The sequence below is a fragment of the Bacillus sp. IBL03825 genome, assembly GCF_024712505.1.
GTDB classification, from domain to species: Bacteria; Bacillota; Bacilli; order Bacillales; family Bacillaceae_G; genus Bacillus_A; species Bacillus_A wiedmannii.
Genome location: NZ_JAMXKE010000001.1, coordinates 473,377 through 488,575 on the forward strand (window position 1 = coordinate 473,377; position 15,199 = coordinate 488,575).

General features: G+C 36.0%; 21 protein-coding genes and 1 pseudogene. All 22 read left to right on the plus strand.

Annotated elements, in window-relative coordinates:
- Positions 1-10: 10 nt before the first annotated feature.
- The 22 genes and pseudogenes from NHG49_RS02530 (at position 11) to NHG49_RS02635 (ending at position 15,176) form a co-directional block, all read left to right on the plus strand.
- Positions 11-493 carry an ArpU family phage packaging/lysis transcriptional regulator gene (locus NHG49_RS02530; protein ID WP_258125503.1) on the plus strand — a complete coding sequence of 161 codons (483 nt, stop codon included), beginning with the start codon at positions 11-13 and terminating at the stop codon, positions 491-493.
- Positions 493-1,035 (plus strand): site-specific integrase, encoded by a 543-nt coding sequence (locus NHG49_RS02535; RefSeq protein WP_258125504.1) that lies wholly within the window; start codon positions 493-495, stop codon positions 1,033-1,035. Before NHG49_RS02530 ends, NHG49_RS02535 begins: the two co-directional genes overlap by 1 nt.
- 699 nt (positions 1,036-1,734) lie before the next feature.
- Positions 1,735-1,956, plus strand: coding sequence for a hypothetical protein (locus NHG49_RS02540; RefSeq protein ID WP_258125505.1), 222 nt, complete (start codon positions 1,735-1,737; stop codon positions 1,954-1,956).
- A gap of 6 nt (positions 1,957-1,962) precedes the next feature.
- Positions 1,963-2,316: a hypothetical protein gene (locus NHG49_RS02545; RefSeq protein WP_258125506.1), complete on the plus strand. Its 354-nt coding sequence runs from the start codon at positions 1,963-1,965 to the stop codon at positions 2,314-2,316.
- Positions 2,307-2,525: a hypothetical protein gene (locus NHG49_RS02550; RefSeq protein WP_258125507.1), complete on the plus strand. Its 219-nt coding sequence runs from the start codon at positions 2,307-2,309 to the stop codon at positions 2,523-2,525. Before NHG49_RS02545 ends, NHG49_RS02550 begins: the two co-directional genes overlap by 10 nt.
- A 6-nt stretch (positions 2,526-2,531) precedes the next feature.
- Complete coding sequence (locus NHG49_RS02555; protein WP_258125508.1) at positions 2,532-2,756, plus strand: hypothetical protein; 225 nt, start codon at positions 2,532-2,534, stop codon at positions 2,754-2,756.
- 6 nt (positions 2,757-2,762) lie between these two features.
- Positions 2,763-3,020 carry a hydrolase gene (locus NHG49_RS02560; RefSeq protein WP_258125509.1) on the plus strand — a complete coding sequence of 86 codons (258 nt, stop codon included), beginning with the start codon at positions 2,763-2,765 and terminating at the stop codon, positions 3,018-3,020.
- Positions 3,013-3,348 (plus strand): HNH endonuclease, encoded by a 336-nt coding sequence (locus tag NHG49_RS02565; RefSeq protein WP_258125510.1) that lies wholly within the window; start codon positions 3,013-3,015, stop codon positions 3,346-3,348. Before NHG49_RS02560 ends, NHG49_RS02565 begins: the two co-directional genes overlap by 8 nt.
- A gap of 123 nt (positions 3,349-3,471) precedes the next feature.
- Positions 3,472-3,783 carry a P27 family phage terminase small subunit gene (locus NHG49_RS02570; RefSeq protein ID WP_258125511.1) on the plus strand — a complete coding sequence of 104 codons (312 nt, stop codon included), beginning with the start codon at positions 3,472-3,474 and terminating at the stop codon, positions 3,781-3,783.
- Positions 3,780-5,447 (plus strand): terminase TerL endonuclease subunit, encoded by a 1,668-nt coding sequence (locus tag NHG49_RS02575; protein WP_258125512.1) that lies wholly within the window; start codon positions 3,780-3,782, stop codon positions 5,445-5,447. The genes NHG49_RS02570 and NHG49_RS02575 overlap by 4 nt, the downstream gene beginning before the upstream one ends.
- 8 nt (positions 5,448-5,455) lie before the next feature.
- The gene (locus NHG49_RS02580; RefSeq protein ID WP_258125513.1) at positions 5,456-6,601 is read left to right on the plus strand and encodes a phage portal protein; all 1,146 of its coding nucleotides are present in this window, start codon (positions 5,456-5,458) and stop codon (positions 6,599-6,601) included.
- Complete coding sequence (locus tag NHG49_RS02585) at positions 6,601-7,344, plus strand: head maturation protease, ClpP-related (RefSeq protein ID WP_258125514.1); 744 nt, start codon at positions 6,601-6,603, stop codon at positions 7,342-7,344. The genes NHG49_RS02580 and NHG49_RS02585 overlap by 1 nt, the downstream gene beginning before the upstream one ends.
- Positions 7,345-7,347: 3 nt before the next feature.
- Entirely contained in the window at positions 7,348-8,499 is a 1,152-nt protein-coding gene (locus NHG49_RS02590) for a phage major capsid protein (RefSeq protein WP_258125515.1), read from the plus strand.
- Positions 8,500-8,504: 5 nt separating this feature from the next.
- Positions 8,505-8,798, plus strand: a complete 294-nt coding sequence (locus tag NHG49_RS02595) for a hypothetical protein (RefSeq protein WP_258125516.1) — start codon at positions 8,505-8,507, stop codon at positions 8,796-8,798.
- A gap of 1 nt (position 8,799) precedes the next feature.
- Positions 8,800-9,153, plus strand: a complete 354-nt coding sequence (locus tag NHG49_RS02600; RefSeq protein WP_063221082.1) for a phage head closure protein — start codon at positions 8,800-8,802, stop codon at positions 9,151-9,153.
- 1 nt (position 9,154) lies between these two features.
- The gene (locus tag NHG49_RS02605) at positions 9,155-9,496 is read left to right on the plus strand and encodes an HK97 gp10 family phage protein (protein WP_098111310.1); all 342 of its coding nucleotides are present in this window, start codon (positions 9,155-9,157) and stop codon (positions 9,494-9,496) included.
- A complete protein-coding gene (locus NHG49_RS02610; RefSeq protein ID WP_258125517.1) occupies positions 9,496-9,825 on the plus strand; it encodes a hypothetical protein in 330 nt (109 codons plus the stop codon). Before NHG49_RS02605 ends, NHG49_RS02610 begins: the two co-directional genes overlap by 1 nt.
- The gene (locus NHG49_RS02615) at positions 9,826-10,416 is read left to right on the plus strand and encodes a major tail protein (protein ID WP_258125518.1); all 591 of its coding nucleotides are present in this window, start codon (positions 9,826-9,828) and stop codon (positions 10,414-10,416) included.
- A 4-nt stretch (positions 10,417-10,420) separates the two neighbouring features.
- On the plus strand, positions 10,421-10,777 hold the full coding sequence (locus NHG49_RS02620; RefSeq protein WP_258125519.1) for a hypothetical protein: 357 nt from the start codon (positions 10,421-10,423) through the stop codon (positions 10,775-10,777).
- A 230-nt stretch (positions 10,778-11,007) separates the two neighbouring features.
- Positions 11,008-12,216, plus strand: a pseudogene (locus NHG49_RS02625) (DUF2207 domain-containing protein); the annotation flags it as partial.
- A 257-nt stretch (positions 12,217-12,473) separates the two neighbouring features.
- Positions 12,474-12,731: a hypothetical protein gene (locus NHG49_RS02630; protein ID WP_098198824.1), complete on the plus strand. Its 258-nt coding sequence runs from the start codon at positions 12,474-12,476 to the stop codon at positions 12,729-12,731.
- A gap of 264 nt (positions 12,732-12,995) precedes the next feature.
- Positions 12,996-15,176 (plus strand): phage tail protein, encoded by a 2,181-nt coding sequence (locus tag NHG49_RS02635; RefSeq protein ID WP_258125521.1) that lies wholly within the window; start codon positions 12,996-12,998, stop codon positions 15,174-15,176.
- Positions 15,177-15,199 lie beyond the last annotated feature (23 nt).

Sequence of the window (15,199 nt, forward strand, 5' to 3'; positions counted from 1 at the left end):
GTGGTCTTACATGACTAAACAATTATCTTTCTTACCAAAAATCGATAGAGTAGCAACACAAGAGGAATTAGAAGGTGTGTTGGAAAGCGTACGCATACATAGACAATTTGGGATGATGCGTAAAGAAATGAAAGTCACTCCTTCTTATGAAATACGTGAGCATGGTCCTACACATACAGTTGGAAAACCATTAGAAGATGTTGCTATAGCAAATATCCAACAAAGTAAACGAGAAGAGTGGCTTGAAAGAATGTCAGTACGTATTGAGCAGTTTCTAAAACGATTAGGGAACGGACGTGCAGGAAGCATTCAAAGAGATATTATTTATAAACGTTATTTAGAAGAAGAGGACGTATGCGATTACATGGTTTATAACGAAATAGGGATGTCAGAGCGTACTTATCGACGTTGGAAGTCTAAAGCGTTTTATAAGCTTGCTTTTGCACTTGGATTAGAAGTTTACGAGACAGAAGAAACGGGAGGGAATGAATAATGAATTTTGTTCAACCGATACGTGATCCGGAGCAAATACAGCAGCTAAAAGATTATTTTAAGGAAAAGAGCTTACGTAATTACATTCTCTTCATTATGGGAATCAATACAGGCCTGAGAATCTCGGACATTTTGAAATTGAAGGTAGTGGATGTCAAAGGCAGTCATATATCTATGAGGGAAAAGAAAACAGGGAAACAGAAACGAATACAAATTACTGCAGCACTGAAAAGAGAACTTAAATGGTTTATTGAAGAAAGAGAAGATAATGAGTACCTATTGCAAAGTAGACAAGGTAGGAATCGTCCTATTGGTCGTAGTATGGCATATAAGATACTAAGCGGAGCAGCATCAGAGTTTGGATTAGATGAAATAGGCACGCATACATTGAGAAAGACGTACGGGTATCATATGTACATGCAAACGAAAAACATAGCATTACTCATGGAGATATTCAATCACTCGTCAGAGAAGGTTACATTACGTTATATAGGGGTAAATCAAGATGCAATGGACAAAGCAATGACTAGGTTTAAAATCTAAGCATTGCTTTTTCTTTTTAAATCTATACAGTTACTCATAAATTTCGTACTGTGTAACTCAAAAGGGAAAGTTTAATTAAGTCAATAATACCAAGGGATTTAGCGAAGGGGTCAGTTACACACAATACAAGATATGGGTAACTCATTAGTAAAAAATACATAAGAGTGAGAGATAGTTAGGAAATATAAAATAAGTGGCAGAGTCGTGACCGCTTTTTGGCAGGAAATGTGCCGGTTATTTTGGAATTAACGTGATATATTTGTATTGTGAGAAGTGGCGGAAAACACAACTCACTATGTTGTTTCTAATTTTCTAAACGGCTTCATTATGCGGCACATAAAATCCGAAACCAGCAGATGGTACTGATTGAATGTTACCGTGAATGAGGAGAGCTTTTGCTCTTCTTTGAGCTAACAACATCCTAGGTAGACAGAATTAGGAGAACCTGATAAGTTTTCCGATGGTGTCTGTCGTGGTTGTTAGCTGAGAGAAGAATAAAACTTCACATACCGTAATTAAAAAGTAAATAAGAAAATGATGAAAAAAGCATCCATTCGGGTGCTTTTTTTGAGGAGGATGAAGGATGAAAACAAATTTAGTCACTACTATTAGCAAAGATGGTAAAACTTCGGTCGTGGATCAGAGTGCGGAACGAATTTTAATTAAAGCGGAGAAAATTACTATTGTAGGTGAGAACAAATGAAACTAACTAAACAAGAACAAACAGCTGTTTTTGGTAAGTTGATTAATAACGTTCTTGGATTGGAATTAGCCAAGGAGAACATTGATCCACAGAAATTTGAAAAGGCGGTAGCTTTGCATAACGAAATAAATGATATTACGACACCAAAGCAAACGCGTGAAGCGCTTATTAATGTATTAGATAAAGTGATAGATGAATTCCTTGAGATTAAGGAGTGAGTATAGATGTGTGAGGTACGTACAGAAACAAGATATTTTAATAAAGCTGTATGTCTAGTGTGTGGGCATCAAGACAAAGTGCATCATTCATCCAAAGAAGAATATCAAGAAGTAACTGTTTGTCCGAAATGTAACGGTGCTTTTGTAGATATGTGGAAGTTAGGGAAGTATGAGAAACACATCAATCAGCATAAGGAATGTGAACATAAATATCGATTGATGGATAGTAAAACAACACAGATACAAGCTGATAACAGACAAGTATCTATCCATATCTTTGGGAGTTTCTATTGCGAAAAATGTCTTGATATTCAATTCCGTGGAAAGATTGAGGAAGGAGAAAAGAAGAGATGCAATTAACGAAACTCGAGAAGGCAATCGTTCTTGGTACAACCCTTAATGCTATTGATGAAGACAAGCTTGAAGAGTATGTGGAATTAGAAACGTTGCGACCAGTAGTTAAAGTATTAAATAGATTAAACAAGAGAACAAAGACGGAAGAGAAGAAAGAAGCTATAACAAGTTTAATTAGTAAGTTGATGGATGATTTATTAAACAACAAGGGGTGAGATAGAATGCTATGGTTATTAGCTTATCTTATTGTAGGTATGGTTTACATTTCTTCAGGGATGCATTCAACTGTACGCAAGTTGTTAAAAGATGATAAGGGTGATCCTAATCAGGAGATGATAACAATTGCGGTAATGTTATTTCTTATTTGTATCTTCACACCTGTGTGGCCAGCGTTAGTAACAATGAGGATTGCTGGTAAGGTTTATAAGAATAAAGTAAAGGAGTGAAGGGAATTGAATAGCGTTTTAAACGGTAAGATTGCCGCGCTTGGTCTTATGCCTATTGATAAGAAAGCATATATCAAATACCTTAAGCCACATGAGAAAGTAAATAAGAAGGCTGGTATTGATGTTAATCGATTCAAGTATTACAAACTGTACGGACAGGAACCTATGCTTTACTCGATAGAATATCTCACGCAAACGCCAATAAAAGATTTATTGGAAAGAGATAGAGAGAATCAAATACGTTGGGTAAAGACAGATGAATGAATATAAAACTAAACAACAGAAGCGTAAGTTCTATGACAGTGGTGAGTGGAAGAGTATACGTGAACAAGTAAAGAAGCGTGACAACTATGAATGCCAAGAGTGTAAGCGCAATGGTAGTGTTCGTGTGGACACTAATGAATACAGTGAGAGTGCCAAGCGTAAGAAGATACAACTCGTTGTCCATCATATCAAAGAGCTTGAACATCATCCAGAACTTGCATTAGAAATGGATAATCTCGAAACAGTCTGTGTGGATTGCCATAATAAAGAACATGGAAGATTCTTTGAAAAGAGACCGAATAAATGGGAAAACGATGAAAAGTGGTAAAAATGATTCGATAATAACACCCCCCCTTAAAAAATTTCATCAAAAAATGCTCTAAGGGGCACCGGAGGAGGGGTTAACTGTCAGGTTTTTTTCGAAATTACGCACGTAAGGGGGGGTGGGTAGATGGCTGTTAGTATTGTGAGGTTAAAAGAACAGCTCATGAATAATATTGATATTACAGATTTAATCGAAGTTGAAAAAGTAGAAAGATATATTGATCTGGTCAAAGCGTTTAGAAAAATAAATAAAACCATTAATAAAGAAGGTGAATCTGTAACAGTAAAAAATGGTTCTCAAGTTTTTGTTAAAGCCCACCCTCTTATAAGTGAGCGGAACAAAATTAACAGTTCTTTAATTGCTTTAGGAAGAGATATAAAATTTGTTCCTAAAGTTGGTGCTTCTAATACGGGATACAGTCCAAGTGATTTAATATGATCAGGCAAAAGTATGTAGATGAATACATTAAGCTTTATAGAAGTGGAAAAATTAAATTCAACAAAGAAAGAGAACTGTTAATTGACTATCTAGAAAAGTATGTTTTAAACAGAGACGATTTGTATTTTGATGATGAAATGATTGAGAAGTGTATCCGCTTTGGGGAGAAATGGTACTTCCCGCTACAATCATTTCAGAGATTCTTAATAGCATTCGTTTTTTTGTTTTATAAGAAAAACGGACGTGTATTTTATCGTAAATTCTTGTGGATGCTAGGACGTGGTGGCGGTAAAAACGGATTAATATCAGTCATCATTCATTTTTTAATTAGTGAAATGCATGGTATCACGGAGTATAACATTTCTGTTGTTGCAAACAGTGAAGAGCAAGCAAAAACCAGTCCAGATGAAGTTCATAAATGCGTCAAACGAAATGAAATATTGCAACGAGCATTTAAAACCACATTAACCCAAACTGTTTCTAAAGCTACAGGAAGTATATTGAAGTTTAGAACGTCTAATGGAGATACAAAGGATGGTTTGCGTGATGGCGCGGTTGTATTTGATGAAATACATCAATATGAAAGCAATAAAGATGTTCGAGTCCACATTAGCGGTTTAGGGAAAAAGAAAAACCCTCGTGAATTTTACATTGGTACAGACGGGTATGTAAGAGACGGATTTCTAGATAAGCAAAAAGAAAAAGCAATGAAAGTTTTAAATGGTGAAGCCCGTCCCAATGCTATATTTCCGTTCATTTGTAAATTAAATGATGAAAAAGAAGTCGATGATATCGATAATTGGGAAATGGCGAATCCAATGTTATCTCATCCTTTAAGTGAGTATGCTGAGGGGTTACTTGAAACGATAAAAGAAGAATACGAGGATTTAGAGGATGATCCAAGCAACCGAGAGGAGTTCATGACAAAACGAATGAACTTGCCAGTTACAAATTTGGAGCGATCTGTTGCGAAATGGTCAGAAATTCTTGCTACAAATCGTCCATTTCCTGATTTATATGCTCAAGAATGTATAGGGGCATTAGACTTTGCAAGTATTCGAGACTTTGCAGCATGTGGTCTTTTATTTAGACAAAATGGTGAATACATTTTTAAAACTCATTCCTTTGTTCGGAAAGAATTTGTTGATATCTATTACGGATATTCTAAAAAAGCAGGTGAATTTAAAAAGCAGAAATTTGCTCCTATAAAAGAGTGGGAAGAGCAAGGACTACTAACTGTTGTGGATGAACCAACTATTAATCCTCAGCATATTGTTGATTGGTTTGTAGAAATGCGAGAACAATATGGGGTTAAAAAGATTATAGCTGATAATTTCAGAATGGAAGCAATAAGACCATTATTAATAGCGGAAGGGTTTGAAATAGAAGTAATACGAAATCCAAAAGCAATTCATAGTTTATTAGCTCCACGTATTGAAATGGCATTTGCGAATAAACAAATTATATTTGATGATAATCCGCTAATGCGTTGGTATACTCAAAACGTGTTGGTTGTTATAAAAGGTGATGGAAATAAAATATATGAAAAGAAAGAGCCTGTTCGTAGAAAAACAGATGGATTTCAGTGTTTTGTTCATGCTCTTTATCGAGCAGATGAAATACAAGAAGCAACCGACTTCATACTAAGCGATATAAAATTCTAAAAAAGGGGGTGATAATCATTGGTTGGTTAGGTTCTGTATTTAAAAGAAATAAAGAGCTGGAATTTATGCTTGATCTGGACTTAATTGCTGATACAGCAAACAGGGTTCATATGAAACGATTGGCAATTGATACATGTGTATCATTTTTAGGAAGAACCATTAGTCAATCTGAATTCAGAGTAAGACATGGTAAAGCATTTGAGAAGAATGAGCTTTATTATCGATTAAACGTAAGACCAAACAAAAATATGACCGCGAGCACCTTTTGGGAAAGATTTATTCGTAAACTTATTTATGATAATGAGTGTTTAGTTATACAAGCAGATGATGGTGATTTACTCATTGCAGATGGATTTCAACATAATGAATATGCTGTGTTTGAAGATAATTTTACCGATGTAATAGTAAAAGATTATACGTTTAAGAGAAGTTTTAAGCAAAGCGAAGTTATTCATTTGAAGTATCGGAATGATAAATTATCTCCACTTATTGATGGATTATTTGCAGATTATGGGGATTTGTTCGGTAGGATATTGAACTCTCAAAAACGTAAAAACCAAGTTCGCGGAACAGTTGACATGGATATGATTGGTGCTAAAACTGAGGAACAAATAACAAAGTTACAAGAATTCATAGACAACATGTATAAGGCGATAGGTACGAAAGATATAGCTATTGTGCCGCAACAAAAAGGGATAAAATACGATGAAGTATATAACGGCTCCGCTAATGGTCCGAGTGTGGAAGAAATCAATAAAGTAACAAATGGTTTCTTAAATCAAGTAGCAATGGCGATGGGTATTCCTACTGCTTTGATATATGGGGAAATGGCTGATGTAGAAAAGCAAACGAAAAACTACATGCTATTCACCGTAAATCCTTTACTAAAGAAATTATCCGATGAATCAAATGTGAAATTTTTTGAGATGAAAGATTATCTTGGAGGACAAAGGATAGAAATTAAATCTATTTCTTATCAAAGTATTTTTGATCTTGCAACAAGCATTGATAAACTTATTTCTTCTGGTGCCTTTACAGGTAATGAAATTAGATTGGAGGGAGGATATGAAGCTTCAAATGATCCGAACTTGGATAAACACTATATTACAAAAAACTATACTCAAATGAATGGAGAAAAAGGAGGTGAGGAATGATGGAGCAGGTGAATATGAATAAGCTTTTGAATTTAAAACGAGATATTCGTTTTGAAGCTAAAGGTGAAAATGAGTACAAATTAACCGTTTATGGATCAATTGGCGGATGGTTTAGTGAAAATAATGCTGAAGCAGTAAGAAGAAAAATTCAAGATGTTAAAGCAGAAAAAATTCACGTTCATATTAATTCGGGTGGAGGTTCCGCGTTCGATGGTGTAGCAATTTGTAATCAGTTAAAGCAGCATAGTGCAGAAATTATAGTTCATATTGATGGTTGGGCAGCTAGTGCCGCATCTGTAATTGCAATGGCTGGTGATAAAATCATTATGCCTAGTAATACTATGATGATGATTCATCAAGCGAGTACCTTTGAATATGGAAATGCAGATCTTTTTGAAAAAACAGCACGAGATTTACGAAAGATTGATTCAGCTTTAGCAGCATCTTATAAGAAACGTTTTGTTGGAACAGATGAAGAGCTAAAACAACTTTTAAAAGATGAAACTTGGCTAACAGCAGAGGAAGCAGTTGCTCTTGGTTTAGCGGATGAAATTGCGGATGAAATTGAAATTGATGACACGCAAGAAGATGAAGAAGTGGAAGTTGTAGAAAATTTCAAAGAAGATTTAGTAGCTAAATATACAAAACAACCAAATAATCAAAATCTAAAAGAGCCTATTCAAGAGCCTGTTAATACAAAACAGAATCTGAGTACGCTCTTTTTAACTTTAGGAGGAAAATAAAATATGGTGATTAAATTTAATAATTTTGAAGAAAAGAAATTAGCATTTGCGAAAGCAACACAAGAGGGAACAGCAGAAGAGCAATCAGCGGCGTTAAATTCGATGATTGAAGCGCTTGCTACAGATGTGCGAGTAGATATTTTAAATCAAGTAAATGAATCTATGGTAGACCGTTCTATTATGCAATCTCGTGGTTCCAATGTATTAACGAGTGAGGAAATGAAGTTCTTTAACGCGGTTGTGCAAGATGGTGGATTTAAAGATACTGAGATTCTATCTAAAACAACGCAGGAGAGAATCTTTGATGATTTAGTAAGTGGACATCCATTCTTAGAACATATTGGGTTAGAAAATTTAGGAGCTGTTACAGAACTTATCTATGGAGATCCAGAAGGTGCAGCTGTATGGGGACCATTATTTGGTGATATTCAAGGACAATTAAATGCTACATTCCGAAAAGAACCTATTACGCAACTTAAATTAACAGCATTTATTCCATTATCAAATGATATGTTAAATTTAGGACCAGTATGGGTAGAACGTTATGTACGTGCAATGATTACAGAAGCAATGGCAGTTGGATTAGAAAGAGGATTTGTAGTAGGTACAGGTAAAAATGAACCTATTGGATTATTAAAAGATCCCAGTGGAAGTGTTACGGGTGGAGTGTATCCAGATAAAAAAGTTGCTGGTACTTTAACGTTTGAGCCAGGTTGTAAAACAATTAATGAATTAAAAAATGTTGTTAAGTTACTTGCTAAAAAATTAAAAGCTGATGGTAAAGATGCAGATAAGCCGAAGAATATTGCTGGAAAAGTAGTTATGGTGACGAATCCCTTTGACACATTTGATGTTCAAGCAAATGCAACAACTTTAAATGCAGCTGGGGTTTATGTAACGAGCTTACCATTTAATCCAACACCTACAGAATCAGTGTTTGTACCTCAAGGGAAAGTGTTGTTTTTTGTTAAAGGGCAGTATATTGCAGCAATGGGTGGAACGGAGCCGATTAAAAAGTTTGATCAAACGTTAGCGTTAGAGGATGCAACACTTTATATCGCTAAACAATATGCTACAGGTAAACCAAAAGATAAATATGCAGCACAAGTTTATGAATTGAAAATTGAGGAAGTAACGCCACCGACACAAGGATGATGTGAATGAATACAGTAATTTCAGATGTAACTATACAGGAGTTTAAAGAGAGGATGCACTTAGGTGATGAGGAAGATGATAACCTAAAGCGCATCCTTTCTACGTCTAATAAGGCGTTACTTAGGGTTTGTGGGGATTATGATTTAAATAATGACGAGGAGTTCAAAGAATTAGTCTTTGAACGCTCTCGTTATGTTTATAACGATGCATTAGAGTATTTTGACAAGAATTTTTTAAGTCAGATTAATAGTTTAGGCATCGATAAAGCATTAGAAGAAATTAAATTGGACGGTGATTAATATGCGTCCCTTTCAGTATAAAAAACCACTAAATACAGGTGATTTTAGAAATCGAATTATCATCGAACAACCTGAAGTAATAAAAGATGAATTGAATCAAGAAGTCGAAACAGGTATTTGGCAAGAAGTAAAAAAGGCATGGTCGATGATAAAAACGGTAAAAGGTTCGGAATACATTGAAGCTTCGGCTTCACAGTCTACAAGAATTTATCGGTTTGTAATTCCTCATACGACAGGTATTACAGAATTAATGCGAATTAAAATGAATGGTCGTATCTTTGACATTATCGAACCTCCAATGAATGATGATGAAATGTATCAAACATTGACTATTATCGCAAAGGAGCATGTTTAATATGAACGATTTTGCGAGCGATCTTGCTAGAGAATTACAAAGGTATGCAAATGTTGTAGAAGAAGAATTGCTAACAGCACAAGAAGAAGTAGCCGATCTTGCTGTAAGTAAATTAAGACAAAGTGGTCCTAAAAAAACAGGTGCTTATCGTAAAGGGTGGCGTAAGAAAAAAGAAGGTAATAGCGTTGTCGTCCACAATACCAAAGGACAACTAACGCATCTTTTGGAAAATGGCCATGCAAAGGCTGGTGGTGGACGTGTTCCGGCTCAAGTACATATTCGTCCAGTTGAAGAGTATGTAATTAATGAATTACCGAGACAGATTGAAAGGGCGCTTGAATAATGACATTAGGTGAATTAACAAAAATCCTTGAAGCTACAGGTTATCCTGTGGCTTATTCGCATTTCATAGCAACGCCAGGTAAGTCAGTGCCAGCACCACCTTATATTTGTATCCTTGTGGATGGATCAGCAAATTTAATGGCTGATAACAAGGTTTATCACAAGATAGACGATGCAAATATTGAGCTTTACACAACTAAAAAAGATTTAGTTGCAGAAGCAAAACTTGAAAAAGTCCTAGACGATCATGATATTCCTTATGAATCGTATGGGACTTTTATTGAATCTGAGAAATTATTTCAAAAAATATATGAAACGAGGTTGATGTAAATGACTAAAGAAAATAAAGTCGCATTTGGTTTGAAAAATGTTTATTACGCACTTTATGACGTTACGGATGGGGTTGTTACATTTAAAACACCAATACCGATTCCAGGTGCTGTTGAATTAACATTTGATCCACGCGGAGATTTAATTGAATTCTATGCGGATGACATGCTTTACTATGCAGCGAGTAATAACCAGGGGTATGATGGAACGTTATCTATTGCGACTGTTCCTGAACAATTTGCTATTGATGCGTTAGGTGAACAGTTAGATGAAACAGATGGGGTATTAAATGAGTTAGCTGATGCGAAAGGTAATCCATTCGCCTTATTGTTTGAGTTTGATGGTGATGTAAATGCGACTCGACACGTTATGTACAATAATTCAGCAAGCCGACCAACTATTGCATCTAAAACTAAAACCAATTCAGCGGAGCCAAATACAAATGAACTTAAATTTGTATCAAGCCCTATTGATATTAATGGAAAACGTATGGTTAAAACAAAAACAACTTCTAAAACAACTCAAGCTCTTTACGATAACTGGTACAAAGAAGTGTACGTAAAGAAAACAGCAGCATCAAAAGGAGCGTAAATAAATGGAAAAGACAATTACAATAGACGGAAAACAAGTCAGATTAAAAAGTACAGCGGCAACAGTTAAAAAGTATAAAGCACAATTTAGACGTGATTTATTTGCAGATATGTTCAAATTAGGAGTTATTGCTCCTTCAAATCCTCAAGCTGACGCTACTATTGATTTAGCAAATGCAGATTTAAGTAAAGTAGATTTTGAGGTTGTTTATGATCTAGTTTGGTTATATGCGAAAGCAGCAAATCCAGAAATTGCTGATCCAATTACATGGTTAGATGGTTTTGACGAGTTCCCTATCTCTGAGATTCTTCCAGAAATTATGGACATGATTCAAAGTACGATGGGCGCAAAAAAAAAATAAAGAAAAGTAATGGAGAGCAAGGGACTTTCAGTGATGAAGAATTAACCACTGATACGTTCCTTGCTCTTTGTTATAAAGCGAAACTAACAAGTTGGGATTTAGAAGATATGACAATTGGTGATTGCTTTGACTACATTGCTGAATTCGCCGAAATGGAGAATCCGGACAAAGAAGAAGTTAGAAAAGCAAATCAAAAAGACTTCGATTCATTCTAAGAAAGGGGTGAGAAAATGGCGGGAAGAATTAAAGGTATTACGATTGAAATTGCTGGTGAAACTACAGGTCTTCAAAATGCTTTAAAAGACGTAAATAAACGTAGTAATGATTTAACAAAAGAGTTGAAAGATGTTGAACGGTTACTAAAGTTTGATCCTGGTAATTTGGAAGCATTAGCGCAAAAACAACAGTTACTCACACAACAAATAGAAAATACAACGCAGAAATTAGATAAATTAAAGGCAGCGGAACAACAAGTACAAGCCCAATTTCAAAACGGTAAAATTTCTGAAGAACAATATCGTGCTTTTAGGCGTGAGATTGAATTTACAGAAGGGTCTCTTAATGGTCTGAAAAATAAGCTTGGAAACATGAAGGCTGAACAAGATAATGTAGCGAGTTCCACAAGGCAATTAGAAACATTGTTTAGCGCAACTGGGAAAAGTGTTGATGATTTTGCAGGAGCATTAGGGAATCGTCTTGTGAATGCGATTAAAAGCGGCACAGCAACAAGTAGACAATTAGACCAAGCGATTGGCCTTATTGGTCGTGAGGCGTTAGGAGCGGAAGGTGACATTGAAAAATTACAGCGAGCGCTACGCTCTGTAGATTCTGGTAATTCCATTCAACAAGTACGAAATGAATTAAGGGACTTACAGCAAGAAGCTGGTAGAACAGAGAAAAAATTTGAGGGGTTAAAAATAGGATTAGAAAATGTCATCGGTGGAATGGCAGCAGGTGGCGGAATTGCGGCCGCTATTGAAAAATCGATGGATATGTCAAAATTGCAAACCAAAATTGACATAAGCTTCAATGTTCCTGAGTCCTCAAAAAAATCAGTAGAGGAAGCCACAAGAGGTATTTCAGCCTATGGATTAGATGCTGAAGAAGCTCTTGAAGGTGTAAGGAGACAATGGGCATTAAATAAAGGTGTTAGTGATGAAGCTAATGCTTCTTTTGTAAAAAGCGCAGCTGTTATTTCTCAATCATATGCAGGTATTGATTTTACTGAGTTAATTCAAGAGACAAATGAAATTGGCAATGAGTTGGGGCTATCCCAAGAGCATGCCCTATCTATGACGAATACTTTGTTAGGCATAGGGTTTCCGCCTGAACAGCTAGACATTATTGCCGAATATGGAGGGCAGCTTACAAGGGCAGGATACAGCGCTGAAGAAGTACAGGCAATTATGGAAGCTGGTGTTGATACAGGAACCTGGAATTAGATTATAGTTCCCTTGTATGGCGACGTACAATGAAAAACTCCTTTAATTCAGTGAAACTCTCAAATGAGACAATACTGAGCGAAGCCTTTTAGTTAAGGAACGTGCAACGACTAGTCGAAAGACGTAGGGTGTAAGCAAATGACACTCGAAATGGGGAGCAACTCAAGTAGTTGAAGATATAGTCTAATCTATGCGGTGACGTATAGCAGTTCATAAGAGAACGGGCGTGACGTTGCGAATCACGTTGAATATAAATGATTGATAATCTCTTAGACGGTTTGAAAGAAGGTCGTATCAAAGCGGCTGAATTCGGTCAAGGTGTCGATAAAGCTATGACAGAAGCTCTTGAAGGTACAAAAATTTCAGCAGAACAAGTTGAGGTATGGGGGAAAGCTGTAGCTAACGGTGGTAAAGCAGGTTCAATAGCTATGACTGAAATCGCACAAGCTTTATCAGAGGTTGATGATGAAACAAAACGAAATGAATTAGGTGTTAAATTTTTCGGTAGATGATAAATTGTGCCGAAATAAAATCGTTCAAAAACGGTGAAAGCTCAGCATGTAAAGGTGGTGCTAATACCGTGGTAAAGCACATTTTAAAAGATGTGGCTCACCGTAACGCATAGGAGTTGAACCTGTATTACAGAATAAAATACTCCCACGAGTGAACGACAACCCTATAGGTTGAAAATATATGCTGAGCCGAGGATGAGTTAACATCCTATAATGCGGAGAAATCCCCGGAAGTAGAGGATAAAAAGCCTTTACGATAACAAAATGACAATGTATGAAGATCAAGGGCAAAACATCATTAATACTTTGCTAGGTGCGAAAGAGAAAACAGTTGATTTTGGAAAGCAACAGGATAAATTGAATGATTCCATTAAGAAAATGGATGCAAACCCAGCAGTTAAATTCCAAAAAGCAATGCAAGATTTACAAATGGCCCTCAAACCTGTTCTTGGAGTTATAGCTGATGTTGTTGCTAAAATTGCGGATTGGATTTCTAATAATCCAAAGTTAGCAGCTACATTAGCAGCTATAGCAGTAGCTATAGGTGTAATTTCAGGAGCGTTTATGGCTTTAGCACCAATAGTTGTTGTCATATCGACCATAGGGGCCGCAATGATGGGATGGATAGCAGCAATCGCTTTGATTGTAGCCGCTGTAGTTGCTTTAGGTGTAGTTATTTATAAAAATTGGGATTCTATCACGAAATGGACCATTGATACTTGGAAGGCAATTGGAGATTTCTTAGTAGGAATATGGAAAGGTATAGCACAATGGGCGAGTGATACATGGAATAGTATCAGTGAATCCACATCATCCATATGGAATTCAATTAAAGAATATTTAATAGAGCTATGGAATGGAATCAGGGATTTATTAACTGGAACATGGAATACGATGGTTGAAAATACTACAGAAATATGGAGTTCAATTGTCGAATACTTAACCGGAGTTTGGAATGGTGTAGTTGAGACATTATCAGCAGCTTGGAACAGTATTAAACAAACAACTTCTGAAGTGTGGACAGCGATTAGTGAGTTTTTCATTAGCACCTGGAATGGACTAGTTGCTTTTATAACTCCTGTACTACAAGGAATTGCTGATTTCTTTTCTATTATTTGGAATGGAATTACAACAGTTATTCAAACTGTATGGAATTTCATTACTCAATACTTGCAAGCAATTTGGACAGCTATTTTATACTTTGCTACTCCAATATTTGAAAGTATCAAGAATTATATTACTGAATGTTGGAATACGATTAGTTCTACTACAAGTTTTGTGTGGGAAACGATTAAGAATTTCTTAGTTTCCTGTTGGAATGGGCTTGTAGCATTTGTTGTGCCGATTTTTGAACAAATCAAGACTTGGATCATTGCGGTGTGGAATACAATTAGTACAACAACAGTAAATGTATGGAATGCAATTAAGAGTTTCTTGCAATCATGCTGGAACGGAATAGTTGCTTTTGTGGTACCAATTTTTAATTCAATAAAAGAATGGATTATAAATACATGGAAAACGATTAGTTCTACTACAAGTGCAGTATGGAGCGCTGTTACAAACTACTTATCTAGTTTATGGAACTCAATGGTTTCAACAGCAAGGTCTATTTTTAATAATATTAAAGAAGTTATTTCATCTATATGGAATGTGATTAGTAGTATGAGTAGCAGCGTGTGGAATGGAATTAAATACACGCTTTCTAGTATTTGGAGTGGTATTACATCAACAGCATCATCGATTTGGACTGGGTTGACAGACGCAATAATGACTCCTGTGTATTGGGTTACTAACGCTGTTAACAGAGCTTTTTACGGTATGCAATCGGCTGTGCTTGGTGTATGGAGTGGTCTTAAAAGTGGTATAAAATCAGCTATTAACGGAATTATTTATATGATAAATAAATTTATTGCCGCATTCAATACACCAGCACAATTATTAAATCAAATCCCTGGAGTGAGCGCCCCAACGATTCCATATGTTCCGATGCTTGCTAAAGGTGGAAAACCTGTAGGCGATGGTTCATTTATTACCGGAGAAGCCGGACCAGAATTATTTACTAAGAAAGGTAATTCCATTACGGTTACACCTTTATCATCAAAAGAAAAATCGCTTGGTATAACAGGAACAATGAATCAATTGATGGGGGATATGAGTCGTATGATGGCTAGTTCTATGAGTCAGTTGTCAGGTCTAAAGACTGTTATGAGTGGTGTATATGGAAATATGTCAAATAGTAGACAAGCTATGACCAGCGGCGTTGCAAATCAAGTATTCAATTACTCTCCTGGATCATCCGGTGATAACAGGGTAAGTCCAATGCAGGGCAGCGAATTAGTAGTAGAAGTTCCTGTTGTTTTAGATGGGCGAGATGTAGCACGCGGTACTTATCGCTATACAACCGAATATCAAGAAAGAGAAGCAAAAAGAAACGCAGACTTTTAGGTTTGGGTTTCTTTTATTTTATT